Genomic DNA, 26678 nt, shown 5'->3' with positions numbered 1-26678 from the left:
CGTCGCCTCAGCGCACGAACAGCCAAACGGCGGTGAGGCCGCCGAGCAGGAGGAGGCCAATGCTGGCCGCGATCGTGCCCCTCTGGTGCGAAATGTACTGGCCGCGCTCGATGTCCTTGCCGACGGCCGAGTAGCGATAGATCGACCACATCAGCAGCAACAGCCCGAGCACCACCATGCCCAGGCCCGCGTTGCCGGCATCGCGCAGGAAATGGCGGCTGTGATGCACCGTCAGTTCCTTCTCCTGCACCAGGTACAGGCTGAAGCGGTTGAGGGTGATGCCGAAGCCGACCAGCGACACGGTCGTGCGCAGGTAGCTCAGGTGGGTGCGTTCGTTGGCCAGGTGCGAGCGCAGGTTCGATACCTGCGTGCGATACACCGACAGGCGCGTGCGGTAGATCGACAATCTCGTCGATGAGCTGGCGACGTCGGGCTTGCCATCGATCTCGGCGGCGACATCGGCCGGCAACTGCGGCGGTGCAGGGACCTGGGTCATGGCGATGCGGACCTCGCGTTGGAAGGCGCCGCAGCTATAGGCCGCAGCGGGCGGCCAGTGTGATCCCGGTGGATGCGGGTCGGCGTGAAGGTTCCATTACCTCGCGATGCGTGCCGCGAAATCCCTTGCCGGTCGCATTCTGTCTAGGCGTACTGGGCGATCCCGTCACCGAAGGACCAGTTCTCCTTGACGACTTCGACGAGGTTGATGAAGACGTCCTGCGTGCGCATGCCGAGCCGCTCGTGAAGGCCATCCGCCACCGCGCGATAGAAAGCCTGCTTGGTTTCGACGCTTCGACCCTGGCTGATCGTGACCTGGATGAGGATGCAGTCGTCGCTGCGCTCGATGCCCATGTAGGTCCGGTCGATCGACAGCTCGCCGCGCGGATGACGGGTGAACACCTGGAAGCGGTCATCCTTGGGGGCTTTGAGGACGTCCTCGATGGCGGCATGGATCACATCGCCGATGCCCTGCAACCAGGCGTCGTCCTTTCCTTCCATCAGGTCTACACGTACCAGTGGCATGTCGAGCTCCTGCAGCACGGGGGAGGGCGCAAACGTAGCAGATGCGCCATGTAGTCCGCGCGAATCAAAGGTGGCGGACTCGCCAAAAAGAAAAGGCCGGCGTCAGCCGGCCCTTTCTCGTTGCGCGAAGGGAGAATCAACCCTTCTTCGCAGCCTCCGGCTTGGCTTCCGGCTTTGCCGCCGGTGCGGCCGCGGTCGTGCCGCCGGACTCCCAGCCGCAGGTCTTGCCTTCGTTCTGCTGCTTGAGCCAGGTCTGCAGCGGGGCGAAGTATTCCAGCACCGCCGAGGCATCCATCTTCTCGCCGCCGGTCAGCTCCTTCATGGTCTTCTGCCACGGCTGGCTGGCGCCCTTGCTCAGCATCGCCTGGTAACGCGCGCCGGCTTCCTTGTTGCCGTAGAAGCTGCACTCGTACAGCGGGCCCTTGTAACCGGCCGAGTCGCACAGCGCCTTGTAGAACTGGAACTGCAGGATGTGCGAGAGGAAGTAGCGCGTGTACGGGGTGTTGCCCGGCACGTGGTACTTGGCGCCGGCGTCGAAGAAGTCCTCGCCGCGGGCGGTGACCGGGGCCACGCCCTGGTACTTGGCCTTCAGCTCCCACCAGGCCTTGTTGTAATCGCCCGGCTTGATCGAACCGTCGAACACGCCCCAGCGCCAGCGGTCGATCATCAGGCCGAACGGCAGGAACGAGACCTTCGCCAGCGCCATGCGCATCTGCGAGTTGATCAGCGCCTCGTTGCTCTGCTGCTGGTCGCCGAGCAGGCCGATCGACTGCAGGTACTTGGGCGTCATCGACAGCACGATGGTGTCGCCGATGGCTTCGTGGAAGCCGTCGTGCGCGCCCTGCTGGAACAGCGGCGGCTGCTTGTTGTAGGCCAGGTCGTAATAGATGTGGCCGAGCTCGTGGTAGATGGTGGTGAAATCTTCCTCGTTCGGCTTGATGCACATCTTGGTGCGCACGTCGCCGGCCATGTTCATGTCCCATGCGCTGGCATGGCAGACCACGTCGCGGTCACGCGGCTTGATGAACTGGGTCTTGTCCCAGTAGCTCGCCGGAAGCTTCTGCATGCCCAGCGAGGTGTAGAAGTCCTGCGCGCGCTCGGTCATCAGCTTGGCCGAAGCGAGCTTGGCATCCTGCTCGAACTGCGCCAGGTCGGTGGGCGAACGCTGGCCGGCGTGCTTGACCAGCTGTGCGTCGTAGGCGGCGCGGTACTGCGATTCCAGGGCGCTGGTGATGTTGAGGTCGCCGGCGTTCTGGTACGGCGCCAGGATGTCCCAGAGGTTGCCCCAGTCCTGCTGCCACATGTTGCCCATCAGGTGCGCCGGCAGCATGTTGCCGGCGACATGGCCCTTGTCTTCGCCGTACTTGGCTTCCAGGCGGGTGCGGGCGTAGCAGTGCAGCTGCTCGTACAGCGGCTTGACCTGGCCCCAGAGGCGGTCGGTTTCCGCCGACATCTCGGCCGGGCTCATGTCGTAACCCGAACGCCACAGCTCGCCGGTATCGGCGAAGCCCATGTCGCGCGCGCCTTCATTGATCAGCTCGACGAAGCGCGTGTAGTCCTTGCGCATCGGCTGGGCGATCGTGTGCCAGCCCTGCCACGCATCGAGCTGGGTGTCGTAGTCGCGGCTGCTGCGCAGCACGTCCTCGAGTTCGCCCAGCTGGCGGCACTGCTTGGCGTCGCCGTCGCCGGTGCAATACGTGCCGGCGCCGTAGACCTGCTCCAGGTGCGCGGCGATCCTGGTGAGTTCTTCCAGGTGCGCCGGATTCTTCGGCGGCGGCATCGCTGCGCCGATCTTCAGCAGCTGGATCGCGCGGGCGGTGTCCGGCGACATCTTCTGGCCTTCGAACTTGTTGGCCTGTTCGATCCAGCTCTTGAGCTGGGCCAGGTAGCGCTCGTTGGCCTTGGCGGCGACCAGGCCGCTGTCGTCGTTGATGTAGGTCGACGACAGCCACTGCGCGGCGGTCATCTCCGGGAACATCTTCCGGTATTCGTCGTTGACGCGGGCGATGAACTGGTCGGCGGTCTCGCCTGCCGGCGCGGTCGTGGCGGTGCCGCCTTCGGTCGTCGGGGTCGGGGTCGGTTCCTTCTTGCAACCGGCCAGTCCGATCACGGCGGCGGTAATGCCGATCGCGAGCAGGGCGCGTACTGGTTTCATCTTCGTTCTCTCCGGGTAAGGCCCGCGCTGCTGCGACGAGGCCCCCGAAGGCTAGTGGGCCGTCCGCGGTCGCGCAAGGTGCACAGGTCCCGGACCGCTTTCAGGCCAGGGTGCGGGTCCCGGAGTCAGCCAGGCCGCGCTCGTGCAGCCATTGCCAGGCATTGTCGGCGTCGTGTTCGAAGTAGGCGCGGGCCGAGCCCAGGCGGAAGGTGTAGCCCCAGCCGTCCATGTCGGCCAGCACGCGTTCGCGGCCCACACCGGGCAGGGCGTCGCCGAGCAGCGCCTGCAGCACGCAGACGGCGTCCTCCTCCTCGATCGAGTCGGTGGCGTCGGTGTGGACCTGGGCACGGCGCTCGGGCGGCAGCACGATCAGGTGCGCGGCTTCGTGCAGCAGCGAATGCACGGGCGTGTCGCCGCGTGCGTAGACGTTGTGGCCGATCAGGCCGGCTTCGCATTCGCCCCAGTAGCTGCCCGGGATGGGCTGGCCATCGGCCACGCGCTCAAGCTGCAGGCCGTAACGGGCGAGCAGGGCGGCGACGGCGGTGGGGTCGATGTCGGAGAGGGTGAGCATGGGTACGGCTCCCTCCCGTTCGCTGCGCGCAAACGGGAGGGGCATGGCAGGCGACGATCAGGCCGAGGCCGGGTTTTCCGGCAGTGCCACCGAGATGTCCAGGACCTTGTTGTCGCCGTCGCCGATCAGGTCGACCTTGACCGCCTCGGCATCGACGTTGATGTACTTGCGGATCACTTCCAGCAATTCTCGCTGGAGCATCGGCAGGTAATCGGGGCTGGTGCCGCCGCGGCCGGCGCGCTCGTGCGCGACGATGATCCGCAGGCGGTCCTTGGCGATCGACGCGGTCTGCTTCTTGGCCAGCAGGAAATCGAAAAGGCCCATCCTCAACCTCCGAAGATCTTGCTGAAGAAGCCCTTCTTCTCCGCAGTGGTGAAACGCATCGGGCGGGTGTCGCCCAGCAGGCGCGCGACGGCGTCGTCGTAGGCCTGTGCGGCGTCGGACTCCGTCTCCAGGATCACCGGCTCGCCCTTGTTGGAGGCGTTGAGCACGTCCGGCGATTCCGGGATCACGCCAATCGTCTTCAGGCCGAGGATCTCCTCGACGTCGCCGACGCTGAGCATCTCGCCGGTCTCCACGCGCTTGGGGCTGTAGCGCGTGAGCAGCAGGAACTCCTTGACGCGCTCGCCGTTCTCGGCGCGGCGGGTCTTGGACGAGAGCAGGCCCAGGATGCGGTCGGAGTCGCGCACCGAGGACACTTCCGGGTTGACCACGACCAGGGCCTGGTCGGCGAAGTACATCGCCAGGTAGGCGCCCTTCTCGATGCCGGCCGGGGAGTCGCAGACGATGTAGTCGAAGCCGTCGGCGATCATGTCGTCGAGGACTTTCTGCACGCCTTCCTTGGTCAGTGCGTCCTTGTCGCGCGTCTGCGAGGCAGCCAGCACGAACATGTTGTCGAAACGCTTGTCCTTGATCAGTGCCTGCCGCAGCGTCGCTTCGCCGTTGACGACGTTGACGAAGTCGTAAACCACGCGACGTTCGCAACCCATGATCAGGTCGAGGTTACGCAGGCCGACGTCGAAGTCGATGACGCCCACCTTGTGGCCTCGACGGGCGAGGCCGCAGGCAAGGCTGGCGCTGGTCGTGGTTTTGCCAACGCCGCCCTTGCCCGAGGTGACTACGATGATTTCGGCCAAGTTAAATCCTCCGTTGATGCGGCATCAGTCGAGTGCCGCGATTTTTAGTTGTTGGTCTTCAAGCCACACCTGCACGGCCTTGCCGCGCAGGTCCTTGGGAATCTCTTCCAATACCTTGTAGTGCCCCGCGATGGCAACCAGCTCGGCATGGAATTCGCGACAGAATATCCGTGCCTGCTCGTTGCCCTGCGCGCCTGCGAGCGCGCGACCACGCAATGGTCCGTAAATATGCACCGAGCCGTCGGCGATGACTTCGGCGCCGGCGCCGACCGTTGTGAGAACGGTCAGGTCGCGGTTTTCGGCGTAGATCTGCTGGCCCGAGCGCACCGGCTTGGCCTGGATCATGCCCGGCGATGCCGCGGCGGCGCCGGCATGTGGCTTGGCCGCAGTCGGCGCCAGCTCGGGCTCGCGCCGCGGCGGCGGCGCCGCGTGCGCGGCAGGGGCCGCTGCTGCAGCGTTTTCGTCACGTTCGTAGGAGGCACGGAACTTCGCCAGCAGCGGCAGCCCCAGTGCCTGCGACAGTTGTTCGATCTCGCTGGTGCCGTAGGCGATGGCGACCGGCAGCACGCCGGCTTCGCGCAGGCCCTTGATCAGGGCGGTGGCGGTGGCCTGGTCGGGAGTGCGGGTCAGGCCGCCGAAGTCGAGCACCACTGCGGCGCGCGCGAACAGCTTCGGCGCGCGCTGGACGCGATCGCGCATTTCAGCGGTGAGGCGTTCGACGTCGAGGGTGCGGATGCGGAGATTGGCGATTCCGACCTGGCCGATCTTGAGTTCGCCGGCCGGTTCAAAGTCCATCGCCGCGCTCACAGGCCGGTTCCCGTGGGCCGATGCATCAGTGCATCGGCGGCCTTGGGACCGCCGTGGTTGCGCGGTCCCCGCGGCTGGATGATCCATGCCACCTGCGGCAGGGCGTCGCCGTAGGTTTCGCGCACCCAGGAATGGCTGCACAGCGGTTTCATGAGCATGGCCGCGCGCACATCGGCCTCGGTCATCATGTGTTGTCCCACCTCGTGGAATCCAAAGCTGCCATGGAACAGCAGGGCGGGGTCGTTGCTGCCTTCCAGGAACACTTCGCACGCCATCTGCGGGTAGCGCATCTCGGCGTAGCTCTGTGCATCGGCATAGAAAGCCCGTCCGACGCCGCCGCCGCGACGGCGGCTGGCAACGACGATACGGTCGATATAGAAGAAGTCCGGGTAGCGCTCGCGGAACCAGCGGAAGTTGCTGCTGTCGTGATCGGTGTGGCTGCCCATGCCGATCAGGAACCCGGCAAGGGCGCCGTCACGCTCGGCGACGCGGAAGTATTCGGCGGTTTCGAAGAAATGACGCAGTCGGGCCGCATCCAGCGGCAGGATCGCGGGGCCGGCGGCATTGTTCAGTGCAAGGACGGAATCCAGCTCGTGCTCACGCACGTCGCGGACGACGATCGACATTCCGGGCTCCAGTATTCGCAAACCGGACGCATGGCACGTCCGGCCGGGCGATTATCGCATGGCCGTCACGCGCGGGCGACCGGCGGCACGAAAATGCAGGGCGAACGGGAGGGAAGGGGGTAGACGCCGGGGCGCGTGCCGGTCCCGTCGGTCGGAATGCCTGCCCCGGTCCATGCCCGACCGGCTCCGACTCACCTCGATTTCGCCCGGATTGCTCCAGCATGACTTTCGGACGGCTCCCCAGGCCCTTGATGCAGTTAGCATGCCGACATGCTTGCCCGCCTGAATCACACCCGACTGCTGCGCTACGCAGGCCTGTTCACCTGGGGCGCGGTAGGGCTCTGGCTGCTCAACGTCTGGCTCGATCCGACCCTGCTCGCACCGGACGCCGAAGGCCCGCCGACGCTGCAGGTGCTGCGCTGGCTTTCGGTCTACCTCACGTTCGGCGCGGTGTACTGGTGGATCACGCGCCAGCTTGGCCAGCGCCGCCCCGGCGTGGTCGACCACGGCCTGCTGCTGGTCCTGACCGCCTGCGCCATCGGCGTGGGTTACTTCTCCGGCACCGGCCTGGGCAGCATCCTGCTGATGGTCGTGGCCGGCCTGCTGCCGTGGCTGATGCCGGTCCGCTTCGGCCTGGTCTGGCTGATCTGCGGCAACGTGGCGATCATCCCGGTGTTCGTCGGCGCCCTGGATTTCCCGCCGATCCTGGCGGTGCTGCAGTCGCTGGCCTACATGGGCTTTTCCAGCCTGGTGTTCGTGACCGCCCTGGTCGCCCGCCAGCAGGCCGAGGCGCGCGAGGAGCAGCGCCGCCTCAACGCCGAACTTCGCGCCACCCGTGCGCTGCTGGGCGAGAGCGTGCGCGTCAACGAGCGCACCCGCATCTCGCGCGAGCTGCACGACCTGCTCGGCCATCATCTGACCGCGCTGAGCCTGAACCTGGAAGTCGCCGGGCACCTGTCCGAAGGCCGGGTCAAGGAACACGTGCAGCAGGCCCACACGCTGGCGCGCCTGCTGTTGACCGACGTGCGCGAGGCGGTGAGCCAGCTGCGCGAAGGCGGCGCCATCGACCTGGGCGCGGCGCTGCTGCCGCTGGCCGAGAACGTGCCCGCGATCGACATTCACATGGACATCGAAACGCCGCTGACCCTGGACGATCCCGAGCGCGCCCACGTGCTGCTGCGCTGCACCCAGGAAATCATCACCAACGCGGTGCGCCATGCCGGCGCCCGCAATCTGTGGATCAACGCCGGCCGCCGCAGCGATTGCATCGTGATGAGCGCGCGCGACGATGGCCATGGTGCGGACACTTTCGTCGCCGGCAACGGCTTGCGCGGCATGCGCGAGCGGCTGCAGCAGCATGGCGGCGACCTCAGAATCGAAACCCGGCCGGAAGCAGGCTTCTGCCTGCACCTGACATTGCCGGCCTCGGCGGCCGCGGCCGCTGCCTGTGAAGGAGCCATCGCATGATCCGTGTGTTGATAGTCGACGACCAGACGCTGGTGCGGCAGGGCGTTCGTTCCCTGCTCTCGCTGGCCGAGGGGATCGAAGTGGTGGGCGAGGCCGGCGACGGTCGCCATGCGGTGGAAGTGATTCCGCAGATCAAGCCCGACGTGGTCCTGATGGACATGCGCATGCCGGTGATGTCGGGGCTGGAGGCATTGCAGGCGCTGGCGCGCACCAACAGCCTGCCGCCGACGATCATCCTGACCACCTTCGATGACGACCAGCTGGTGCTGGCCGGCCTCAAGGCCGGCGCCAAGGGCTACCTGCTCAAGGATGTCTCGCTGGAGCAGCTGGTCAGCGCGATCCAGGCCGTGGCCGACGGCGGCTCGCTGATGCAGCCGGCGGTGACCCAGCGCCTGCTGTCGGGGCTGGAGCACATGCGCAACGATTTCGTCAGCCTCGACCGGCCCGATCCGCTGACCGAGCGCGAGACCGAGATCCTGCGCCTGATGGCCGGCGGTTTCTCCAACAAGGAGATCGCAAATTCGCTGGGCGTGGCCGAGGGCACGATCAAGAACCACGTCTCCAACATCCTGTCCAAGCTGGGCGTGCGCGACCGCACCCGCGCCGTGCTGAAGGCGTTCGAGCTGCAGCTGGTCTGAGGCTGGCCCGCCGGACCGCGCGGGGCGGGCCCCGGCCCGGCCCGCGGACCGGCCATCTGGCGGGGTCGATGGCCCCGCCGGGGCGCTTTTGTGTTGCTGCCGTCCTACACCGCTCGCGGCTTCCTTGATACGATTGCGGGTCTGTGTCCCGGTCCGACCGGGTGCCGGCCCTCGGAGAAACCTGAATGACCCGTCTGATCGAGATTTTGATTTCCTTGGCGATTGTCGCCGCGCTGTTCCTCATCGTAGGCATCGCGCTGCCGTCAAGCCGTCATTTGCAGCACTCGGTTGAAACCAACCGCAAAGTTACGATTGTGTTCGACACCCTCAACAGCCTGCGCCGCTTCAAGGACTGGAACCCGCTGGTCCTGCGCGATCCGAAGATGCAGTTGAAGTTCTCCGGCCCGGAAGCCGGCGTCGGCGCCCGCATGGACTACGACTCCAAGGAGAAGGGTCTGCGCCAGGGCAGCTGGGAAATCACCGAGAGCATCCCGGGCAAGCGCATTGGCTATGCCCTGACCGACATCGAGCCGGGCAAGAACAAGCGCACCGTGTTCACGCTCAAGCCGACCGGCCGCGGTGGTCGTAACGTCGAGATCTCGCAGACCTACGACGTCGACTACGGCTGGAACCTGATCGGTCGTTATGCTGGCCTGTACGTCAGCAGCAACGTCGGCGAAGACATGAAGATGGGCCTGGGCCGCCTGAGCAACATGCTCGCCGCCGTGCCGAACTACGACTACGCCGAGCTGAGCAAGGACGATCCGGCCAAGGCGCCGAAGCTGTTCGACCGTCCGGCCGAGAACCTGCTGGTCGTGACCGCCGCCGTCGAGCGCACCAACGACAAGGTGATGGGCCAGATCAACAGCAACATGGAGTGGATCAAGAAGGTCATGGCCGCCAACGGTCTTGAGCCGGCCGGTCCGGTCCGCATCGTCACCAACGAGTTCGGTGCCGAGATGTACTCCTTCGATGTCGCACAGCCGGTCCGCAAGGTCGGTTCGACCGATGAGACCGCCAAGCTCGACATCAAGGTCGAGGGTCCGGTCGTGGCGGTCTACAGCGAGCCGGCGAAGGTCGCGATGGTGCCGTCGTTCAAGGGCCACATGGCCAACCTGGCCAAGGTGCGCGACGCGCTGCGCGGTTGGGCGCTGACCCACGGTTACGAGACTGTCGAACGCCCGTATGAGTCGTGGAAGGGCGGCATCGCTGCCGGCTTCACCGAAGACGGCGAGTACGACGTGTACTGGGCTGTGAAGTAAGACTCGCTCTACTCGCAGCTGCTTTGAAACCAGAACGCGCCGCGGATTTCCGCGGCGCGTTTTGTTTTGGGCGCGTGAGGCGGGCGTTGCTCCTGCCCGTCGCGCCACGCGCGGCTGATATCGTGACGGCCCCCCCCATCCACGACCCGAATGACCGCTCAATCCCCCGTGCTGTCCATCCGCCTCCTGACGGCCTGCGGCGCTGTCCTGGCCGCCGTGTCCGTCGCCTTGTCGGCTTACGCCGCGCACGCGGTCGATCCCGCCGCGCAACATCGGCTTTATGCCGCGGCCCTGTTCGCCTTCGGTCACGGCATCGCCGTGGCCGTGCTGGCGTCGCAACTGCGCAGGCGTCTGGCGGTCGTGGCGGTCGCGATCCTGTTGCTGGGGACGTTGCTGTTCTCGGGCAGCCTGGCCGCGGCCGCGGTGTTCGGCACGCGCACGGTATTGGCGCCGTTTGGCGGCACGCTGATGATCCTGGCGTGGCTGCTGTATGCGGCCGATGCCTTGAGGCGCTGAAGGCGCGGCGCCCTGTGGGCTGACCCCCGGGCCGCCGACCGGCCGGCCACATCAAGATCGTCTTGACACGGGTTGCGGGAAGATCGGCCGTCCATGCCGATCAGGGAGGTGTGCCATGCAAGTACGCGACCGTAACGCTCCGACCAGGTGGAAGGTGGTGGCGTCCTGGGTGCTGTTGTTCGCATCCGCCATCGCGCTGGCCAGCCCCTCCAACAAGTGGCGCATCCAGGTCAGCAGCGATGCCGACAGCGATGGCGTGGTGGTGTTTCGCATTGCCCCGGTAAAGGAAGCCGCCATCGATGTCACGGTCGCCGTGCCCAAGGATGCCGGCGAGAACCATGTCGCCAAGCTCATCCGCGACGCGATGCGCGCCAAGCTCGGCGACGCTTACCGCGTCGAAGTCGATGACGGCGAGGATGTGCTGGTCAAGAAGCGCCTGGGCGACGCCAACTTCGATCTGACCATCGTCCAGAAGACGGTCTCGGGCGTTCGCATCTCACTCGACAAGGAGTAGCGGGCTTCAAGGAGTAACGGGCCCCAAGGAGTAACGGGCCCCAAGGAGTAGCGGCCGCGCGCTCAAGTCGTCTCGAAACGCCAGTGCCAGGGCTCGTAGACGATGCCGTGCGGGTTGTCGCGCGGGTAACTCATCACGAAACCATAGCCTTTGCCGTGCTCGCGCAGCCAGGCAAAGGCGGTCGTGTTCTCGAACGATTCCTCGGCCGGCGGCTCGTCGGGTGCGCCGATGTCCAGCGCCAGGCCGGAATGGTGTTCGCTGTAGCCAGGCGCGGCATTCACGCTGAGGATCTCCTCGACGCTGAGGCCGCGGGCGAGCTTGCGTTCGAAAATGCCCAACTGGTAGTCGTGGCTGCGGTAGCCGGAAATCGCCTCGAGCACCACGCCATCGCGCTGCGCCGCGTCGCGCAGGTGCGACCAGGCGCGCGCTGCCTCCACGTGCAGCCACAGTGGCCGGCGATAGCGGTCGAAGCCGGCGAAGGCGAGCCAGTCGGGTTCGGCAACCAGGGCCAGGCCAGTGCGTTCGCCGTACTCGCCATCCAGGCCGAGCACGTGCATGCGCTCTTCCAGGCGGTCCAGCGGCAGTTCGCGGACGTGTTCGATGCCGGCGCGCAGGTGCGCGGGCGGGGCGTCGATGGCGTCGAGTGCGGCGTCCAGGCCGGGTTCGCGCCGCAGGTGCGGGATCAGCGCCAGCAGACCTTCGGGCAGATCGACGGCGAGGTACTGACCGTCGCGCTTGCGTCGCAGCACATGGCGGGCGCGGGACAGCGCGCGGGCATCGAAATTGCTGCGCGCGCGCAACAGGCCGCCGGGCCAGAGTTCGATTTCCGGTGTGTTGATCAGGATTCGGGGCTGGCCGCGCATGCCGGAAAGGTTAGCGGCCCGGGACGGTCGATGCCACGCCTTGCCCCTGAACTGCCCACGGGAGGGCTTCAGCCGCCGGGGGCACGGGTCAGGCCGGCTTCTTGAGCACGGCCCGCAGGTGGTCGAACGGCGTCACCGCCATTACCGAGACCAGCTCCCAGCCGTCTTCGCCGAGGCGGTTGAGCTCTTCCTGCAGGCGTTCGCTGACGGCAGGGCCGAGCATCCTCGGCGCGATTTCCACGACTTCGTAGGTCCAGCGTTGGCTCATGGCGGGGTCCTCATCGAAAAGCGGTGCGGCATGGGGTGGGGCAGCAGCGTGATTCTGACCGGCGTGATTCTGACCGGCGTGATTCTGACCGGCGTGATTCAATCCGGAGTGATGCGGTACAGCGGCGCCGGGATGAACTCGCCGGTGGCGTAGAGGTGACGGCCGTCGGCGCTCCATGCCAGGGCCTCGGCCTGGGGCAGCCAGGGCAGCGGATCGAAGCGCGGCGCACGCGCCACCGTCTTGCCCCACTCCTCGTTGGCATGGCGCGGGTACAGCAGCAGCCAGCGATAGGTCATCACCGCCAGGGTGCGACCGTCAGGCGAAATGTCGGCGGCCGTGACCTGGCTGTCCAGGCGCGCGCGCTGCGGATTGCGCCGCAGTGCAGTCGCGTCGGCTTGCGGGACACCGGCCAGGTTGCCCAGCTTCTGCGCGGTCTGCATCGCCGTCCCGCGCGGATGCAGCGGCAGCGAGAACAGCTCCGGCGGTTGCCGCCGCTTGGAGATCAGCAGAATCCGGCGGTTGGGTGCATCCACGGCGACCGCCTCGCAGTCGCGCGCACCGTCGGGCCAGCGGAACGCGATCGACCAGGCAGGTCGCAGGCGCGCGTTCTCGATCCGCGACGGTTCTTCGACGATGTGCAACTGCAGGCTGCGGCGCAGGCCGCCGTTGTCGCCGGTGTCGGCGATCAGCAGGTAGCTGCGCCCGTCGAGCTCGAAGGAGGCCATGTCCTCCCAGTCGGTCTTGGTCACGCCTTCCACGCGCAATGTCGCCAGTCGCGTGCCGCCGGTGCTGACCGCGAACAGGCGCTCGGGATTGCCGCCATCGTCGAGCATCCACAGCACGTTGGGGTGGCGGCGCGATGCCGCCACGCCACTGATCTCATCGAGTTGCGGATCGAGCATCACGCCGGCGAGATGGGTGCCGCGGCCTTCGTCGACCGCCTCCGGCGTGTCGTCGGCGCAGCCGGCCACGGCCATCGCGCAGGCGAGGGCGAGCACGAATCCTTGCGCGGCTGCGGAGGCGGGGGCGGGGCCGGACATCGGCACAGGATGGCATGCGTTTTGCGACCCGACAAAGGCGGCGGCGACAAACTGCGAACTGCCGAGCGTTCGCCCGTTGCCGGATGCGTGAAGACCTTTTCCCCTTGTCCCCATAAACTGAGCGCCTGCCCTCCGCCCGGACCCCACATGATCACCCTCGGCACGCCCCTGTCACCGCATGCTTTCCGCGTGCTCCTGCTCGGTTCGGGCGAACTCGGCAAGGAAGTGGCGATCGAACTGCAGCGTTATGGCGTGGAAGTCATCGCAGCCGACCGTTACGCCGATGCCCCGGCGATGCAGGTCGCACATCGCAGCCACGTGCTGGACATGCTCGACGGCGGCGCGGTGCGCGCGCTGATCGCGCTGGAGCGGCCGCACCTGATCGTGCCGGAGATCGAAGCGATCCATACCCAGACCCTGGTCGACCTCGAGCGCGAGTTCGGCGAACGCGGCACCCAGACACGGGTGATTCCGACGGCGCGTGCGGCGCGCCTGACCATGGACCGCGAGGGCATCCGCCGCCTCGCCGCCGAGACGCTGGCGCTGCCGACCTCGCCCTACAAGTTCGTCGATACCCTCGAGGACTACCGCGCCGCCGTCGCCGCGATCGGCCTGCCGTGCGTGGTCAAGCCGGTGATGTCGTCCTCGGGCAAGGGCCAGAGCCTGGTGCGCGACGCCGACAGCATCGACAAGGCCTGGGAGTACGCGCAGACCGGCGGCCGCGCCGGAGCCGGCCGCGTGATCGTGGAAGGCTTCATCGACTTCGACTACGAGATCACCCTTCTGACCGTGCGCCACGTTGGCGGAACCACGTTCTGCGCGCCGATCGGGCACCTGCAGCGCGATGGCGACTACCGCGAGAGCTGGCAGCCGCAGCCGATGTCGACCAAGGCGCTGGCGCGCGCGCAGGGCATCGCCCGCAGCATCACCGACGACCTCGGCGGCTGGGGCGTGTTCGGCGTGGAGTTGTTCGTCAAGGGTGACGAGGTCTGGTTCAGCGAGGTCTCGCCGCGCCCGCACGATACCGGCCTGGTCACGCTGGCTTCGCAGGACTTGAGCGAGTTTGCACTGCACGCGCGGGCGATTCTTGGCTTGCCGGTGCCGTCGATCCGCGAGTACGGTCCGGCCGCGTCGTGCGCCGTGCTGGCGCAGGGCCATGGCGTGCCGGTGTTCGACGGCGTCGATGCGGCGCTGGCCCAGGCCGACACGCAGTTGCGCCTGTTCGGCAAGCCGCGCGTGGAGGGCCATCGCCGCGTCGCGGTGACACTGGCGCTGGCCGAGGACATCGATACTGCACGCGAACGCGCGCGGCGCTCCGCCGCCGCCCTCCAGATCGATCTGCGCTGAACGCACCCGAGGAGCCGCGACCATGCTCGACGAAACCCAGGGTTATGCAGTGTTCCTTTATCCGCAGGCGCTGGAAGCGCTGGGCGAGGCGATCCGTCCGTACATGCACGACGGCCCCAGTGGGCCGCATGTGCTGTGCAATTCGATCGACACCGGTGGCGCGCTGATCGAGATGACGATCGAGGGCCGCACGGCCGAAGGCACAGCCATCGCGGTGGAGTTGATGGTGCCGGCCAACATGGTCCGGATGATCGTGTCGGCGCGCAGCGACGGTGTGTTCGGTTTCGGGCCGCGCGTGGTTGCGCCGGTCGGTGATGCGGTACCGGTGCCGCCGACGGCGCTGGCGTCCGCGCAGCCGTTGCATGCGCCGGTGGAGATTCCGATGCCGGCGGTGGATGCGGTCCCGCCGGTGATGGCGAAGCTGCCGAAGGCCTAGCCGCTGTGATCCCCGCGAAGGCGGGGACACCGGACGACGGCGCGCTTCAGCGCGGCGCCATTGTCACATCCACCCACACCAGGTGGTGGTCGCTGCCGTCGGCAATCGCCGCTTCCGGCAAGGAGGCGGCCGGCCAGAACACGCCACTGCCTTGCACGCCCAGTCCCACCGAGGGCAGCACGTAGTCCAGGCGCATCGTGCCGGCCTTCGGGCCGAAATCGCCGGTGGCGTGCGCCGCGGCGCCGCGACGGACGATGCCGGCCTGCGCATAGCGCGCGCCGACTTCCACCGCGCCCTCGCTGTGCGGCGTGGCATAGCGCACCACGCGCGGGTGTTCGAGCAGTTCGACGATGGCCTCGTGGTGGCCGTCGCCATCGGCCGGGTCGTTGTTGAGGTCGCCGGCAATCACGAAGCGTGCGTCCGCGGGCAGGCCGCCGCAGCGGCCCTGGTCGTCGCACAACCAGGGTGCGCTGGCTGACGACAGGTACTCACGCCACAGACGGATCTCGTCTGCGTTGCGCACGCCGTTGCGGTCCTCGGGGCCGTCGAACACCGGCGGCGTCGGGTGCGACACCAGGAAGTGCACGACACCGTTGGGCGTGCGCACCGGCACGTCCCAATGCGACTTCGACGACAGCCGCAGCTGCGACCAGGTCGAGGCCGGATACCAGGGCTTGCCGTTGGCCGGGTTGCGCGGTTGCGTCGCGCCCGGCATCGCGCTCCATTTCAGCAGCTGGAACGTGCGCGCCTGTTCGGCGTCGATCGGGTAGCGCGACAGCACCAGCATGCCGTACTGGCCCGGGTGCAGGCCGTAGCCCCAGGCGTCGTTGCCGCGGTTGCGGCCGCTGCCGCCGGCTTCGCCGTTGCCGTCCAGGTCCAGGCCGCTGGGCACGCCGGTGTTGACCGGGGCCAGGTAGCGGTACGGGTACTTCAGCGCTTCGCCGCCGCCGGGCTGGGCGACTTCGAGATAGTCGTGCTGGAACAGGTCGGCGGCTGCGCCCTGGGCGTCGTAGTCGAACTCGTTGAGCAGCACCAGGTCGGGGCGCACGCGCTGCAGCACCGCGGCAATCTTGCGCGCGCCGGGGTCGCTGGCCTGCAGGCGGCGGATCAGCCCGCCGTCCTGGTCGTCATAGAGGGATGTGTTGTAGGTCGCCACCCGCAGGGTCGTGTCGCTGCTCATCGATCTTGCCCATGCTTGCGGGTCGCCTTTGATGTTCACCTGCGTGCACGCGGCAAGCAGCGACAGGGAGGCGCAAATGAGGAGGTAGGGGAGTCTGGTCATCGCGCGATGATGTCACGCCTGCGCGCAGCGGCAATGACAGGATCAGGGCACCGGCAGGTCGTGCCAGTCGCGGCCGTCGAAGGCCTCCAGCGGGCGGAAGCGCTGCTTGTAGTCCATCTTCGGATGGCTCTGGATCCAGTAGCCCAGGTAGAGGTGGCGGCGACGCTCGCGGCGCGCCCATTCCAGTTGCCGCAGGATCGCCAGGGTACCCAGGCCGCGGTCTGCCTGGTCGGGGTCGTAGAAGGTGTAGACCGCCGACAGCGCCGCCTCGGTGACGTCGGTGACGGCCACTGCCAGCAGCTTGCCGGGGCCATGGCTGGACGCTTCGCGCAGCTCCAGGAAGCGGCCTTCGCTCCAGGTGCCGATCAGGAACTGGTCGAACTCGGTGGCGCCGTGGCCGTCCATGCCACCACCGGCGTGGCGGGCGGCCAGGTAGCGGCGGTACAGGGCCAGTTGCTCGGCGGTGCGCTGGGTCGGCAGCACCCGCATTTCGACGCCGGCATTGCGGGCCAGGCAGCGGCGCTGGCTGCGATCGGGGACGAAGCGGTCGACCGGGATGCGCACCGCCACGCAGGCGCGGCAGCCGGCGCAGTGCGGGCGGTAGACGATGTCGCCGGAGCGGCGGAATCCCCAGCCCAGTGCGTGCGGGTACCACTGGCGCAGGCGCGGGTCGCGCGGGTCGAGCACCAGGTCGCGGGCGATGCGCTCGGGCCAGTAGCCACAGGCATGCTCGCCGGTGTGGAACAGGCGGAGATCGTCGCTGTCCTGCGGTTCGGTGCCCATGGCGCCAGCATAGCGCCGTGGCGCGTGAGGAAAATGCTGTCGTGCGACTGAACGCGGCCCGCTTGCTGTCAACCGCGATGGGCCGAGGGCGTTGATCTGCTCATCGGCGCCAACCGACGCCGTCCGCAGGAGTCTTATCCATGAAACACCGTAATTCCCTGTCCGCGCTGCTCGTCGTCGCCATCGCCGCCGTGGTTGCCGGCGGCTCCGCGCTGGCCGCGACCCAGGCCAGCGACGCCACCCGCGCCGGCCGTGCGAAGCTCGACGTCAACAACGATGGTGTGATCGATCGCAACGAGGCCGCCGCCAGTCCGCGCCTTGCCGGCAAGTTCGATCAGCTCGACAGCAATCACGATGGCAAGCTCGACGCGTCCGAGCGCCCGCACCGGGGTGGCCATGGCCGTCACGGTGGCATGGGCGGCGGCATGGGCGGGTTGATCGATTCCGACAAGGACGGCGACGGTCGCATCAGCAAGGCCGAGGCGGCGTCGATGCCGTGGCTGGTCAAGGATTTCGATGCCATCGACCGCAACCGCGACGGGTTCGTGGTCCGCAGTGAGCTGCGCAGTTATCACGAGAAGATGCGTCCGCAGCGCGAGGCCGAGGAGGCCAGGCGGGCCGAGGAGCGGTTCGCCGAGGCCGATCTCAATCACGACGGCAAGCTGAGCAAGCTGGAAGTCAGCGAGAAAATGCCGCGATTGAGCCGGGGTTTCGCGTTCATGGACGAGGATCGTGATGGCTATCTGACCCGGGACGATCTCAAGCCGATGTCGCGTCGTTGAACCTTTCGCGCCTGGCGCGGTCGATCCAGTCACAACAACGCGCTTGGCTGTATGCAAATCCCCACTACCCGTGCCGTGTCTCCGCGGCGCGGGTTTTTTTTGGGGCGCCGGACATCCATGTCCCGCTGCTGCACAATCCCGGCCCGGCGGACGACGCTCCAGCAATTCATTGCCCGGTCGTCGGTTCAGAGAGCCGTCATTCCCGCGTAGGCGGGAATCCATGGACGTTGCCCTTCGTTACATCGCCACGTGCTTGATCGTGCGCACGACCTTCCAGCCGCCTTCGACCTGCTGCACTTCCAGCGTCTTGTAGGAGGCCGACATGCGGTGGTGGTAGGCGTTGTACTCGAGCACGCCGGTGATGGCGCCGTTGTTGGCGGTGTCGCGCTTTTGCGGGCGGAAATTCCGCACGTCGATGATCAGGGCCGGAGCGCCGGTGGCGCGCAGCTGGCTGCCGATTTCGTCGTCGGCAACGCGCACGCATTCGGACTTCGCCACCACGCGGCGGTGGGGTTGCTGCATCGCAGTCACCAGCGTTGCCGGTGCGTCCTTGCCGTCGACGCCCAGGCACAGCACGTCCAGGCGCGCCTTCGGCAGTTCCTGGGCGAAAACCGCCGCGGCCAGCGGTTGCGGGATCGCTGCGGTGGAGCCGTCGAGCGGGTGTTCCTTGAGGGCTTCGTTGGCGATGTCCAGGTTGACCGCGTGCATGATCACCAGGCCGCCGATGATGACGATGCCCGCCATCAGCACCAGCTTGATCCGCAGCATCCGCGATTGCTGTGCCGACTTGCCCGGCGCCTGCGCCTCGAACCGGAAGCTGGGGCCGGTGAAGCTCTCGCGCGTGCTCTCGAGCAGGCCGGCCTCGCGCAGGATCTCGCGCGCACGCACCTGGTCGTCCGAACGCACCACCCACACGGCCGGCTTCGGGCCTTCGGGTTCGCTGTAGCTGAAGGTGCCGCGGCGGCCGCCCTTGTACGAGCGGCCGTTGGTGATGCGCACTTCGATGTTGGCCTCGCGCATCATCTCCGCGACGCGTTCGACGTTTTCCAGGCGCTGGCTGCTGAATACCTGTCTCATCGGCCGCTCAACCCTTGGCCGGGACGTGCGCGGCCGCGGCCGCGTCGCGGACGACGCGGATCAGGCCTTCCTGCGCGGTGCTGGCGACCAGGCGGCCTTCGCGGTCGAAGATCTGGCCACGGGCGAGGCCGCGGCTGCTCTGCACGCTGGGGCTGTCGATCGAGTACAGCAGCCATTCGTCGGCACGGAACGGGCGGTGGAACCACAGGGCGTGGTCGAGCGAGGCCATCTGCACGTTCGGCTGGTAGTAGCTGATGCCGTGCGGGAAGGTCGCCGTGCCCAGCAGGTGGAAGTCGGAGGCGTAGGCGAGCAGGGCGCGATGCAGTTCCGGGGCGTCGCCGACGCGCTCGCTCAGGCGGAACCAGACGTGCTGGTAGGGCGGTCGCTTGGGCGGGTTGAGTTCGTCGCGCGGGTAGACGTGGCGGAATTCGAACGGGCCCATCCGCGACAGCCAGCGCTGGACCTTGGTCGGCAGCGTTGCCATCACGTGCTCGGGCACCGGGGGCGCCGGGGCGATGTCCTCGGGCTTGGGCACTTCGGGCATCGTCAGCTGGTGCTCGACGGCGTCCTCGTCCTGCTGGAACGAGGCGGCCATGAAGAAGATCACTTCGCCGTGCTGGATCGCGGTGATCCGCCGCACCGAGAAGCTGCCGCCGTCGCGGGTGCGGTCGATCTGGTAGACGATCGGCGCGGCAATGTCGCCGGCGCGCAGGAAGTAGGCATGCAGGGAGTGGGCGCCGCGCGGTTGTTCCATCGTGGCCTGTGCCGCCGACAGTGCCTGGCCCAGGACCTGGCCGCCGAAGACGTACTTGGTGCCGATGTCGCGGCTCTGGCCGCGGAACAGGTTGTCCTCCAGGCGCTCGAGCGAGAGCAGTTCGACCAGCTCGGGAACGACTTGCTCGGAGGCGGGTGAAGTCATTGCGCGGGAAGCTCGTGGGACGCGGATCGGAAGTATACGAGATGGGCTCCTGGATCCCTGCTGGCCCGTGCCTCCGGAAGGGCGCGGTGAACGACGCTTCGGCGATTCATTGCCCGTAGTCGGTTTCAGACTACGGAATCCGTTCCAGGTCCACCGCCGCCATGACCCGCGGCCACGGGAACTGCGGGCCGGGGTCGAGCTTGCGCTGCACCTGCACCGACGGGTCATCGCTGGCGGCGACCGTGGTGGTGTCCAGGTCCTCGTGGCCGGCGATCAGGCGCAGCGCGGGCAGGGTGGCCCGCAGGTGTCGCAGCAGGGCGACCAGTGCGTCGATCTGCTCGGGGGTGTAGCGCTCGCCCATGGCCTGGTGGTGCGCCGCCAGCCAGTCCGGGTAGCGGCCGCGGTTGACCAGTTCGATGCCGATGGCGCGCGGGTTGTAGCCGCGCACGTGGTGGGCGACGCGGTCGAGGGCGACGAACTGGTGCAGGCTGCCGTCGCGGTCGATGTAGTAATGGCCGCTGTTGCCGGTCTGCGAGCCCTCGTACAGCACTTCCTCGCCGAAGCGGCGCGCCATCGCCAGGTCCGGCAGCTCGGTGCAATGAATCACCACCAGGTCGATCTGGTCGAGCGCACGCACGTCCAGTCGGTCCTGGTAGGGCAGGGGGGCGAAGGCGATTGGCGGGGCCGTCAGGTCGGGCAACATGGGGCCGGATGCTACCATTCGCCCCCGCCCGGCCTTGCTCGCCGCCGGCCTCCGACGACCAGCCGACCAACGATGCGGCGTCGAGCCTCCCGGATCGCGCGCCCCAGGCGCCGGCCCGGACAGACCATCGCCAGGACTGCACGGATCCCCGTCATGAAGCTTCCTCCCGCCGACTCCGAGCTCGGCAAATTGATGGCCATGCTGCCGCGCCAGGGCCGGGTCGAATGGATCGGCCTGCGACCGCGGCGCGAAGTCGCGATGGAGTCCGTCGCGCAGGTGATCGCCACCTCCGGCGCCGGCCTCTCGGGCGACCGTTACAGCGGTGGCAGCGGGAAGCGTGGCATCACCCTGATCCAGGCCGAGCATCTGCCGGTGATCGCGGCGCTGTCCGGCCACGCCTCGGTGGCGCCAGCCACGCTGCGCCGCAACCTGGTCGTCTCCGGGTTGCCGCTGGTGGCGCTCAAGGGCCGCCGCTTCCGCATCGGCGAGGTGCTGCTGGAAGGCACCGAGGATTGCGATCCGTGCTCGCGCATGGAGGCCGCGCTCGGTCCTGGTGGCTACAACGCGATGCGCGGCCACGGCGGACTGTGCGCACGCATCCTCGACGGCGGCACGATCCAGATCGGCGACGCCGTCGTCGCACTCCATGATTGAAACGGCACGAACGAACCGGCACGAACGAACAGGAACGCCATGAGCACGCGCGGACATTGCATCCTTTCCCACGGTTTCGAGAGCGGGCCGGACGCGACCAAGGTCACCGCGCTGGCGGACGTCGCCGAGCGCCTGGGCTGGAGCCATGAGCGGCCCGACTTCACCGCCTTCGATGCGCGCCGCGACATCAGCGACCTGGGCGACGTGCCCAACCGCCTGCAGCGCCTGCTCGAGCTGGCGCGCGCTGCGGCTACGCGCGGTCCGGTGGTGCTGGCCGGCTCGAGCCTGGGCGCCTACATCTCGGGCCTGGTGTCGCTGCAGGTGCCGACCGCCGGCCTGTTCCTGATGGCGCCCCCGATCAAGATGGGGCCTGCACCCAGGCTGGAGGCCGCCGCCGTGCCGACCTCGATCATCCACGGCTGGCACGATGAACTGATCCCGGCCAGCGCCGTCGTTGCCTGGGCGCAGGAGCGTGGTTCGCGCCTGCTGCTGGTCAATGATGGCCATCGTTTGTCCGAGCACGTCGACGCCAGCGCCGACGCCTTCGCCTCCCTGCTGTCGGTGCTGTAAGTCATGAAATTCTTCGCAAGCTGCGGCAAGGGCCTGGAATACCTGCTCGCCGACGAACTGGTCGCACTGGGATGCACGCGCGCGACCGCGGCCATGGCCGGCGCCAACGTCGAAGGCAGTGCGCTCGATGCGCAGCGCGCCGTGCTGTGGTCGCGCCTGGCCAGCCGCGTGCTGTGGCCGATCGCCGAATTCGACTGCCCCGACGAGCACGCGCTGTATGCCGGCGTCGCCGCGATCGACTGGCCGCAGCACCTGGGCCCGGGCGACACGGTCGCGGTCGATGCACATGTGTCGGGCGATGCGATCACGCATGCGCGCTATGCCGCGCAGCGGGTCAAGGATGCGGTGGTCGACGTCATGCGTGCGCGCACCGGTTCGCGTCCGGACGTCGATGTCGAAGCGCCGGACCTGCGCCTGAGCCTGGTCCTGCGCAAGGGCCGCGCGATTGTCTCGATCGATCTCGGCGGCGGCCCGATGCACCGCCGTGGCTGGCGCAGCAAGCAGGGCGAAGCGCCGTTGAAGGAGAACCTCGCGGCGGCGGTGCTGCTGCGTGGCCAATGGCCGAAGGTGTACGCGGACGGCGGCTCGCTGCTCGACCCGATGTGCGGCAGCGGCACGCTGCTGATCGAAGGCGCGCTGATGGCGGCCGATGTCGCGCCGGGTTTGCAGCGGCACGGCAACGCGGTGCCGACGCGCTGGCTGGGCTTCGATGCCGGCACGTGGGGCCAGCTGGTCGACGATGCCCGTGCCCGTGAAGCCACCGGCATGAATGCGTTGCGCCCGGTGTTCTTCGGCAGCGACCTGGATCCGCACGCGATCCGTGCCGCGCAGGACAACGCGGTGCTGGCGGGACTGGCGGGCGTGATCGAGTGGCGGGTGGGTGACATCCGTTCGCTGCAGGCGCCTGGCGGCGACAAGGACCCGGCCCCGGGTTCGCGCGGCCTCGTCGTCTGCAACCCGCCCTACGACGCCCGCCTCGCCGCCGACGCCGCCCTCTACCGCGGGCTCGGCGACAACCTCAAGCGTGCCGTGCCCGACTGGCGCGCCAGCCTGCTCTGCGGCGATGCCGAGCTCGCCTTCGCCACCGGCCTGCGCGCCGGCAAGAAATACCAGCTGTTCAACGGCGCGATCGAATGCACGCTGATCGCCTGCGACCCGATCGCACCGCCCCAGCGCGAGCGCGCCGAACAGGCGCCGGTGCTGTCGGAGGGCGCGCAGATGGTCGCCAATCGCCTGCGCAAGAACATCCGCAAGCTCAAGTCCTGGCGCGAGCGCGAACACGTCAGCTGCTACCGCGCCTACGACGCCGACCTGCCCGAGTATTCCGCGGCGATCGACGTCTACGTCACCGACGAAGCCACGCCGCGTACCTTCCTGCACGTGCAGGAGTACGCCGCGCCGGCCGACATTCCGGAGCCGGTGCAGCGCAAGCGCCTCAACGAGCTCCTCGCCGCGGCACGCGAGGTGTTTGCCGTGCCGCGCGAGAATGTCGCGCTGAAGACCCGCGCCCGCGGCAAGGGTGGCAGCAAGTACGGCCAGTTCGATTCGCGTGGCGAACTGGTCACCGTGCGCGAGGGCGATGCCCGCCTGCGCGTGAACCTGTTCGACTATCTCGACACCGGCCTGTTCCTCGATCACCGGCCGATGCGCCTGCGCATTGCCGCCGAGGCCGAGGACACCCGCTTCCTCAACCTGTTCGGTTACACCGGCGCCGCCACCGTGCATGCCGCGGTTGGCCGCGCCCGCACCACCACCACGGTCGACCTCTCGGCGACCTACCTGGAGTGGTGCGCCGACAACCTGCGCGAGAACGACTTCGGCGGCACGCGCCACCGCCTGGTCCAGGCCGATGCGCTGACCTGGCTGGAGGCGGACACGCAGCAGTACGACCTGATCTTCTGCGACCCGCCGACGTTCTCCAATTCCAAGCGCGCCGAGGACTTCGACGTGCAGGCCGAGCACGTGCGCCTGCTGCGTGCTGCGGTGGCGCGACTGGATGAGGGTGGTGTCCTGTACTTCTCCAACAACTTCCGTCGCTTCCGCCTGGATGAAGCGGCGATCGCGCAGTTCGCCAGTTGCGTCGACATCAGCGCGCAGACGATCCCGCCGGACTTCGAACGCGACGCCCGCATCCACCGCTGCTGGCGCCTTCAGCGCCTGGCCTGAGAGAGAAGCGCATGCGCCGGCTGACGCTCCCGAAAGGTTCGTGGACGTTCTTCCGGCAATGGCTGCGCAATCCGGCGCGCACCGCGGCGGTCACGCCCTCGGGCCGAGACCTGGCGGCGGCGATGGTCGCCGCCTTGCCGGCGGGCGCTCGCCGGGTGATCGAGCTGGGCGGTGGCACGGGCGCGATCACGCGCGCGCTGCTGGCGGGCGGCATCCTTGGTCGCGAGTTGCTGGTGCTGGAACTCAACGAGGAACTGCATGCGCACCTGCGTGCGCGCTTCCCGCAGGTGCGCATCGTGCTGGGCGATGCCCGCGACCTCGAACAGCTCGCCGGCGATGACGGCTACCTGGCCGACGGCCAGGCCGACGCGATCGTGTCCGGGCTCGGGTTCCTGAGCATGCCGCGGGCCGCGCAGCGCGAGATCCTGCGCGCGGCCTTCGCCTGCCTGCGTGAAGGCGGGCGCTTCCTGCAGTTCACCTACGGCCCGCAGTCGCCGCTGGCCGCCGACGTGGCCGAGGAGCTTGGCCTGGAGGTCGAGCGCGGCGAGTTCGTGCTGCTCAATGTGCCGCCCGCCACGGTCTACGTCCTAAGCCGCCGCGGCTGACCCCAACCAAGTGCGCGACGGGCCGGCGGCGGTGTAATGGATCGTTCCATCCGCGGCGCTGGCAGCGGTCGCGCCGACCCCCGACATTGTTGCGCTGATACCCAGTTCCGGAGTTCGCCATGAGCCATATCGACACCAGCCAGGACTTCGCCCGCATCGGCCGCGTCATCCGCGGCATGCCGGCCTCCGACGGCGCCGGCGTACGCCTGACGCGGGTGATCGGCACGCCGCAGCTGGACATGCTCGATCCGTTCCTGTTGCTGGACGAGTTCGGCACCGACAAGCCCGAGGATTACCTGGCCGGCTTCCCGGACCATCCGCATCGCGGCTTCGAGACGGTCACCTACATGCTCGACGGGCGCATGCGCCACAAGGACAACCACGGCAACGAAGGTGTGCTGGTGCCCGGCAGCGTGCAGTGGATGACGGCCGGTCGCGGCCTGGTGCATTCGGAGATGCCCGAGCAGCACGAAGGTCGCATGCGCGGTTTCCAGCTGTGGGTGAACCTGCCGGCCAGCGAGAAAATGGCCGATCCGCAGTACCAGGAGTTCGCACCCGATCGCATTCCGCAGTTGCAGCCTGCACCGGGCGTCAACGTGAAGCTGATCGCCGGTCGCATCGGCGACATCGCCGGCCCGATCCAGCAGCCGGCCACCGATCCGCTCTACCTCGACATCGAGTTGGCGGCAGGTGCATCGTGGCAGTACGAGTTGCCCGACGGCCACAACGCGTTCGTCTATGCGTTCGAAGGCGAGGGCACGGTGGGCGACGGCGACGATGCACGCGCGCTGTCGATGCAACAGCTGGCCGTTCTCAATGGCGGCCGCATCTTCAAGCTGCGCGCCGGCACGCAGGGTGTACGCGTGATCCTGGTAGGCGGCCGTCCTCTGCGCGAGCCCGTCGCTCGCTACGGTCCGTTCGTGATGAACACGAAGGAGCAGATCATGCAGGCCTTCGTCGATTTCCAGGAAGGGCGGTTCTAACGGCGCGCGCCTGAGTGGCGTCGTCTCTTCGGAGGGGCGCCGTCCGCCGGGCCGGGGATTGCTCCGCCCCTTAGTCGGACATCCATGTCCGATGCGGGGCGCGGGACATCCATGTCCCGCTGCGGATCAATCCCCGGCCCGTCGAACGACGCCCTGCCAATTCATTGCCCGGTCTTCGTCCAAAGAGCCGTCATTCCCGCGAAGTCGGGAACCCGGCGTCGCGGCTCCTCAGTGGTTTTAAATCCACCTGATCCTTTCGCGGGCGTCCGGGCCCGAGCTCACCGAGCGGACGCGCGAATGAGTAGGGCACGGACACCGCCCTGGATCCAACCAGCCCGAGTCCCACCCTCGCAGCTGCGTCACGCGGGCAGCGCAAGAGCGCCAACACGCGAAGTCAACAAAACAACTGCAGCGTGGGTGAGGAGGGGGTGGGGTGTATTTCGTGGACGATTAACGCAGCGAAGCGGAGGTCCACGGAATACACCCCACCTCCTCCCCCACCGACCACCCAACCCCAGCGGCGGCGTTAAAAAAGGGCCACACCGATCAGCGTGGCCCTCAAGGTTGCCAAGTACGAGGAGCCTCAGCGCTGCCCGTCGTCACCCAGCCAGCGATAGATCACGCCACCGAGCAGACCGCCCGCGATCGGCGCCACCCAGAACAGCCACAGCTGCGAAATGGCCGCCGCCCCGGCAAACACCGCAACGCCGGTCGAACGCGCCGGATTCACCGACGTGTTGGTGACCGGAATGCTGATCAAGTGGATCAACGTCAGCGCAAGACCAATGGCCAACGGCCCGAAACCGGCTGGCGCCCGCGGATGCGTCGCACCCAGGATCACCACCAGGAACATCGCCGTCATCACCACCTCGCACAGGAACGCCGCGGCCACCGAATAACCGCCCGGCGAATGCGAACCGTAACCGTTGCTGGCGAACGCCCCGGCGGCATTCGGATCGACCGCGAATGTGGCCGTGCCACTGGCGATCTGCCACAGGATGAAACCGGCGAACAGACCGCCGAGCACCTGCGCAATGATGTAGGGCAACAGATCGCGCGCCGGGAAACGACCGCCGGCCCAAAGACCGAAACTTACTGCCGGATTGAAGTGACCACCGGAAATGTGGCCAAGCGCGTATGCACCGGTCAGCACCGTCAGGCCGAACGCGAGCGCCACGCCGAGAAACCCGATGCCCAGCGGGTTGCCATCACCGCCAAAGTTGGCCGCCAGCACCGCACTGCCGCAACCGCCCAGTACCAGCCAGAACGTGCCGATGAACTCTGCCCCGAGACGCTTGATCATGCTGCCTCCAGATCCTTCCTTGCGAAACGACGGAAGCCCGGGCGCTACTGCCAACCAACCACCCGAGCGGTGCTGATGCAGTGACATGCCCGGCCGCAAGGCGGGGCCGGCCTATCTTAGGGCGCAGTTGTAGAGCCAGAGTGATGCAGGGCTGGCGATGCAGGGTCAGATTGTGGGCGCTCAGG

Annotated in this window: 30 protein-coding genes; 13 read left to right on the top strand and 17 right to left on the bottom strand. The window is 67.8% G+C overall.

Annotation, left to right across the window (positions count from 1 at the left end):
* Positions 1-7: 7 nt before the first annotated feature.
* The 8 genes from AB4Y64_RS03730 to AB4Y64_RS03695 all read right to left on the bottom strand — a co-directional run bounded on the left by AB4Y64_RS03730 (position 8) and on the right by AB4Y64_RS03695 (position 6315).
* Entirely contained in the window at positions 8-496 is a 489-nt protein-coding gene (locus AB4Y64_RS03730; RefSeq protein ID WP_441815074.1) for a DUF202 domain-containing protein, read from the bottom strand.
* 143 nt (positions 497-639) lie between these two features.
* Positions 640-1020 (bottom strand): tautomerase family protein, encoded by a 381-nt coding sequence (locus AB4Y64_RS03725; protein ID WP_441815073.1) that lies wholly within the window; start codon positions 1018-1020, stop codon positions 640-642.
* Positions 1021-1156: 136 nt separating this feature from the next.
* The gene (locus tag AB4Y64_RS03720) at positions 1157-3175 is read right to left on the bottom strand and encodes a M2 family metallopeptidase (RefSeq protein WP_441815072.1); all 2019 of its coding nucleotides are present in this window, start codon (positions 3173-3175) and stop codon (positions 1157-1159) included.
* 100 nt (positions 3176-3275) lie between these two features.
* On the bottom strand, positions 3276-3746 hold the full coding sequence (locus tag AB4Y64_RS03715) for a hypothetical protein (protein WP_441815071.1): 471 nt from the start codon (positions 3744-3746) through the stop codon (positions 3276-3278).
* Positions 3747-3803: 57 nt separating this feature from the next.
* Positions 3804-4070, bottom strand: coding sequence for a cell division topological specificity factor MinE (gene minE / locus AB4Y64_RS03710; protein WP_441815070.1), 267 nt, complete (start codon positions 4068-4070; stop codon positions 3804-3806).
* A 2-nt stretch (positions 4071-4072) separates the two neighbouring features.
* A complete protein-coding gene (gene minD / locus AB4Y64_RS03705) occupies positions 4073-4882 on the bottom strand; it encodes a septum site-determining protein MinD (protein ID WP_441815069.1) in 810 nt (269 codons plus the stop codon).
* Positions 4883-4906: 24 nt separating this feature from the next.
* A complete protein-coding gene (gene minC / locus AB4Y64_RS03700) occupies positions 4907-5677 on the bottom strand; it encodes a septum site-determining protein MinC (RefSeq protein ID WP_441815068.1) in 771 nt (256 codons plus the stop codon).
* A gap of 8 nt (positions 5678-5685) precedes the next feature.
* Complete coding sequence (locus tag AB4Y64_RS03695) at positions 5686-6315, bottom strand: GNAT family N-acetyltransferase (RefSeq protein ID WP_441815067.1); 630 nt, start codon at positions 6313-6315, stop codon at positions 5686-5688.
* A 270-nt stretch (positions 6316-6585) separates the two neighbouring features.
* Between AB4Y64_RS03695 and AB4Y64_RS03690 the strand changes: the two genes are divergently transcribed.
* From AB4Y64_RS03690 to AB4Y64_RS03670, 5 genes are all read left to right on the top strand, one after another.
* Positions 6586-7782, top strand: coding sequence for a sensor histidine kinase (locus tag AB4Y64_RS03690; RefSeq protein ID WP_441815066.1), 1197 nt, complete (start codon positions 6586-6588; stop codon positions 7780-7782).
* A complete protein-coding gene (locus AB4Y64_RS03685) occupies positions 7779-8420 on the top strand; it encodes a response regulator transcription factor (protein ID WP_158734139.1) in 642 nt (213 codons plus the stop codon). The genes AB4Y64_RS03690 and AB4Y64_RS03685 overlap by 4 nt, the downstream gene beginning before the upstream one ends.
* A gap of 185 nt (positions 8421-8605) precedes the next feature.
* Positions 8606-9682: an SRPBCC family protein gene (locus AB4Y64_RS03680; protein ID WP_441815065.1), complete on the top strand. Its 1077-nt coding sequence runs from the start codon at positions 8606-8608 to the stop codon at positions 9680-9682.
* Positions 9683-9832: 150 nt separating this feature from the next.
* Positions 9833-10198, top strand: coding sequence for a DUF423 domain-containing protein (locus AB4Y64_RS03675; protein ID WP_441815064.1), 366 nt, complete (start codon positions 9833-9835; stop codon positions 10196-10198).
* A gap of 115 nt (positions 10199-10313) precedes the next feature.
* Positions 10314-10712: a hypothetical protein gene (locus AB4Y64_RS03670; protein ID WP_441815063.1), complete on the top strand. Its 399-nt coding sequence runs from the start codon at positions 10314-10316 to the stop codon at positions 10710-10712.
* A gap of 62 nt (positions 10713-10774) precedes the next feature.
* Here AB4Y64_RS03670 and AB4Y64_RS03665 read toward each other — a convergent pair whose 3' ends face one another.
* The 3 genes from AB4Y64_RS03665 to AB4Y64_RS03655 form a co-directional block, all read right to left on the bottom strand.
* Positions 10775-11575, bottom strand: coding sequence for a M15 family metallopeptidase (locus tag AB4Y64_RS03665; protein WP_441815062.1), 801 nt, complete (start codon positions 11573-11575; stop codon positions 10775-10777).
* Between the two features lie 88 nt (positions 11576-11663).
* Complete coding sequence (locus tag AB4Y64_RS03660; RefSeq protein ID WP_441815061.1) at positions 11664-11843, bottom strand: DUF4177 domain-containing protein; 180 nt, start codon at positions 11841-11843, stop codon at positions 11664-11666.
* A gap of 98 nt (positions 11844-11941) precedes the next feature.
* Positions 11942-12841: a hypothetical protein gene (locus AB4Y64_RS03655; RefSeq protein ID WP_441815060.1), complete on the bottom strand. Its 900-nt coding sequence runs from the start codon at positions 12839-12841 to the stop codon at positions 11942-11944.
* A 189-nt stretch (positions 12842-13030) separates the two neighbouring features.
* Here AB4Y64_RS03655 and purT point away from each other — a divergent pair, with 189 nt between their 5' ends.
* Together purT and AB4Y64_RS03645 are read left to right on the top strand one after the other, a co-directional pair.
* The gene (gene purT / locus AB4Y64_RS03650) at positions 13031-14230 is read left to right on the top strand and encodes a formate-dependent phosphoribosylglycinamide formyltransferase (RefSeq protein WP_441815059.1); all 1200 of its coding nucleotides are present in this window, start codon (positions 13031-13033) and stop codon (positions 14228-14230) included.
* A gap of 22 nt (positions 14231-14252) precedes the next feature.
* Positions 14253-14666 (top strand): hypothetical protein, encoded by a 414-nt coding sequence (locus AB4Y64_RS03645; protein WP_441815058.1) that lies wholly within the window; start codon positions 14253-14255, stop codon positions 14664-14666.
* A gap of 46 nt (positions 14667-14712) precedes the next feature.
* Here the strand turns inward: AB4Y64_RS03645 and AB4Y64_RS03640 are convergent, their stop codons facing one another.
* Together AB4Y64_RS03640 and AB4Y64_RS03635 are read right to left on the bottom strand one after the other, a co-directional pair.
* Complete coding sequence (locus tag AB4Y64_RS03640) at positions 14713-15948, bottom strand: endonuclease/exonuclease/phosphatase family protein (protein ID WP_441815057.1); 1236 nt, start codon at positions 15946-15948, stop codon at positions 14713-14715.
* Positions 15949-15990: 42 nt separating this feature from the next.
* On the bottom strand, positions 15991-16731 hold the full coding sequence (locus AB4Y64_RS03635; RefSeq protein WP_441815056.1) for an arginyltransferase: 741 nt from the start codon (positions 16729-16731) through the stop codon (positions 15991-15993).
* Between the two features lie 140 nt (positions 16732-16871).
* Between AB4Y64_RS03635 and AB4Y64_RS03630 the strand changes: the two genes are divergently transcribed.
* The gene (locus tag AB4Y64_RS03630) at positions 16872-17513 is read left to right on the top strand and encodes a hypothetical protein (protein ID WP_441815055.1); all 642 of its coding nucleotides are present in this window, start codon (positions 16872-16874) and stop codon (positions 17511-17513) included.
* A gap of 237 nt (positions 17514-17750) precedes the next feature.
* Here AB4Y64_RS03630 and AB4Y64_RS03625 read toward each other — a convergent pair whose 3' ends face one another.
* From AB4Y64_RS03625 to AB4Y64_RS03615, 3 genes are all read right to left on the bottom strand, one after another.
* The gene (locus tag AB4Y64_RS03625; protein ID WP_441815054.1) at positions 17751-18590 is read right to left on the bottom strand and encodes a hypothetical protein; all 840 of its coding nucleotides are present in this window, start codon (positions 18588-18590) and stop codon (positions 17751-17753) included.
* Between the two features lie 7 nt (positions 18591-18597).
* Positions 18598-19509 carry an acyl-CoA thioesterase II gene (gene tesB, locus AB4Y64_RS03620; RefSeq protein ID WP_441815053.1) on the bottom strand — a complete coding sequence of 304 codons (912 nt, stop codon included), beginning with the start codon at positions 19507-19509 and terminating at the stop codon, positions 18598-18600.
* A gap of 130 nt (positions 19510-19639) precedes the next feature.
* On the bottom strand, positions 19640-20212 hold the full coding sequence (locus AB4Y64_RS03615; RefSeq protein WP_441815052.1) for an N-acetylmuramoyl-L-alanine amidase: 573 nt from the start codon (positions 20210-20212) through the stop codon (positions 19640-19642).
* Between the two features lie 153 nt (positions 20213-20365).
* On the opposite strand from AB4Y64_RS03615, the gene AB4Y64_RS03610 reads away from it, so the two are divergent.
* The 5 genes from AB4Y64_RS03610 to AB4Y64_RS03590 all read left to right on the top strand — a co-directional run bounded on the left by AB4Y64_RS03610 (position 20366) and on the right by AB4Y64_RS03590 (position 25190).
* Positions 20366-20866, top strand: coding sequence for an MOSC domain-containing protein (locus AB4Y64_RS03610; RefSeq protein WP_441815051.1), 501 nt, complete (start codon positions 20366-20368; stop codon positions 20864-20866).
* A 39-nt stretch (positions 20867-20905) separates the two neighbouring features.
* Entirely contained in the window at positions 20906-21436 is a 531-nt protein-coding gene (locus tag AB4Y64_RS03605; protein WP_441815050.1) for a hypothetical protein, read from the top strand.
* Between the two features lie 3 nt (positions 21437-21439).
* Complete coding sequence (gene rlmKL, locus AB4Y64_RS03600; protein ID WP_441815049.1) at positions 21440-23602, top strand: bifunctional 23S rRNA (guanine(2069)-N(7))-methyltransferase RlmK/23S rRNA (guanine(2445)-N(2))-methyltransferase RlmL; 2163 nt, start codon at positions 21440-21442, stop codon at positions 23600-23602.
* A gap of 11 nt (positions 23603-23613) precedes the next feature.
* Positions 23614-24207, top strand: coding sequence for a class I SAM-dependent methyltransferase (locus AB4Y64_RS03595; RefSeq protein WP_441815048.1), 594 nt, complete (start codon positions 23614-23616; stop codon positions 24205-24207).
* Positions 24208-24326: 119 nt separating this feature from the next.
* The gene (locus AB4Y64_RS03590) at positions 24327-25190 is read left to right on the top strand and encodes a pirin family protein (protein WP_441815047.1); all 864 of its coding nucleotides are present in this window, start codon (positions 24327-24329) and stop codon (positions 25188-25190) included.
* 583 nt (positions 25191-25773) lie between these two features.
* On the opposite strand, the gene aqpZ is transcribed toward AB4Y64_RS03590, so the two are convergent.
* Complete coding sequence (gene aqpZ / locus AB4Y64_RS03585; RefSeq protein WP_441815046.1) at positions 25774-26493, bottom strand: aquaporin Z; 720 nt, start codon at positions 26491-26493, stop codon at positions 25774-25776.
* Positions 26494-26678: the final 185 nt, after the last annotated feature.

The sequence above is a fragment of the Lysobacter sp. TAF61 genome, from assembly GCF_052113485.1.
GTDB lineage: Bacteria > Pseudomonadota > Gammaproteobacteria > Xanthomonadales > Xanthomonadaceae > Lysobacter_J.
The sequence above is the reverse complement of the archived record's forward strand: the minus strand, read 5'-3'. Positions and strand labels throughout refer to the sequence as shown.

Bases quoted from the DNA above. Each gene is read 5' to 3' on its own strand.
- AB4Y64_RS03645 (WP_441815058.1), top strand. From the start codon at position 14,253: ATGCTCGACGAAACCCAGGGTTATGCAGTGTTCCTTTATCCGCAGGCG.
- AB4Y64_RS03635 (WP_441815056.1), bottom strand. From the start codon at position 16,731: ATGGGCACCGAACCGCAGGACAGCGACGATCTCCGCCTGTTCCACACC.
- minE (WP_441815070.1), bottom strand. From the start codon at position 4,070: ATGGGCCTTTTCGATTTCCTGCTGGCCAAGAAGCAGACCGCGTCGATC.
- AB4Y64_RS03675 (WP_441815064.1), top strand. From the start codon at position 9,833: ATGACCGCTCAATCCCCCGTGCTGTCCATCCGCCTCCTGACGGCCTGC.
- purT (WP_441815059.1), top strand. From the start codon at position 13,031: ATGATCACCCTCGGCACGCCCCTGTCACCGCATGCTTTCCGCGTGCTC.
- AB4Y64_RS03590 (WP_441815047.1), top strand. From the start codon at position 24,327: ATGAGCCATATCGACACCAGCCAGGACTTCGCCCGCATCGGCCGCGTC.
- rlmKL (WP_441815049.1), top strand. From the start codon at position 21,440: ATGAAATTCTTCGCAAGCTGCGGCAAGGGCCTGGAATACCTGCTCGCC.
- AB4Y64_RS03630 (WP_441815055.1), top strand. From the start codon at position 16,872: ATGAAACACCGTAATTCCCTGTCCGCGCTGCTCGTCGTCGCCATCGCC.
- AB4Y64_RS03605 (WP_441815050.1), top strand. From the start codon at position 20,906: ATGAGCACGCGCGGACATTGCATCCTTTCCCACGGTTTCGAGAGCGGG.
- AB4Y64_RS03715 (WP_441815071.1), bottom strand. From the start codon at position 3,746: ATGCTCACCCTCTCCGACATCGACCCCACCGCCGTCGCCGCCCTGCTC.
- AB4Y64_RS03660 (WP_441815061.1), bottom strand. From the start codon at position 11,843: ATGAGCCAACGCTGGACCTACGAAGTCGTGGAAATCGCGCCGAGGATG.
- AB4Y64_RS03665 (WP_441815062.1), bottom strand. From the start codon at position 11,575: ATGCGCGGCCAGCCCCGAATCCTGATCAACACACCGGAAATCGAACTC.
- minC (WP_441815068.1), bottom strand. From the start codon at position 5,677: ATGGACTTTGAACCGGCCGGCGAACTCAAGATCGGCCAGGTCGGAATC.
- aqpZ (WP_441815046.1), bottom strand. From the start codon at position 26,493: ATGATCAAGCGTCTCGGGGCAGAGTTCATCGGCACGTTCTGGCTGGTA.
- AB4Y64_RS03595 (WP_441815048.1), top strand. From the start codon at position 23,614: ATGCGCCGGCTGACGCTCCCGAAAGGTTCGTGGACGTTCTTCCGGCAA.
- AB4Y64_RS03680 (WP_441815065.1), top strand. From the start codon at position 8,606: ATGACCCGTCTGATCGAGATTTTGATTTCCTTGGCGATTGTCGCCGCG.
- AB4Y64_RS03685 (WP_158734139.1), top strand. From the start codon at position 7,779: ATGATCCGTGTGTTGATAGTCGACGACCAGACGCTGGTGCGGCAGGGC.
- AB4Y64_RS03720 (WP_441815072.1), bottom strand. From the start codon at position 3,175: ATGAAACCAGTACGCGCCCTGCTCGCGATCGGCATTACCGCCGCCGTG.
- tesB (WP_441815053.1), bottom strand. From the start codon at position 19,509: ATGACTTCACCCGCCTCCGAGCAAGTCGTTCCCGAGCTGGTCGAACTG.
- AB4Y64_RS03695 (WP_441815067.1), bottom strand. From the start codon at position 6,315: ATGTCGATCGTCGTCCGCGACGTGCGTGAGCACGAGCTGGATTCCGTC.
- AB4Y64_RS03690 (WP_441815066.1), top strand. From the start codon at position 6,586: ATGCTTGCCCGCCTGAATCACACCCGACTGCTGCGCTACGCAGGCCTG.
- AB4Y64_RS03625 (WP_441815054.1), bottom strand. From the start codon at position 18,590: ATGAGACAGGTATTCAGCAGCCAGCGCCTGGAAAACGTCGAACGCGTC.
- AB4Y64_RS03670 (WP_441815063.1), top strand. From the start codon at position 10,314: ATGCAAGTACGCGACCGTAACGCTCCGACCAGGTGGAAGGTGGTGGCG.
- AB4Y64_RS03610 (WP_441815051.1), top strand. From the start codon at position 20,366: ATGAAGCTTCCTCCCGCCGACTCCGAGCTCGGCAAATTGATGGCCATG.
- AB4Y64_RS03640 (WP_441815057.1), bottom strand. From the start codon at position 15,948: ATGACCAGACTCCCCTACCTCCTCATTTGCGCCTCCCTGTCGCTGCTT.
- AB4Y64_RS03615 (WP_441815052.1), bottom strand. From the start codon at position 20,212: ATGTTGCCCGACCTGACGGCCCCGCCAATCGCCTTCGCCCCCCTGCCC.
- AB4Y64_RS03725 (WP_441815073.1), bottom strand. From the start codon at position 1,020: ATGCCACTGGTACGTGTAGACCTGATGGAAGGAAAGGACGACGCCTGG.
- AB4Y64_RS03730 (WP_441815074.1), bottom strand. From the start codon at position 496: ATGACCCAGGTCCCTGCACCGCCGCAGTTGCCGGCCGATGTCGCCGCC.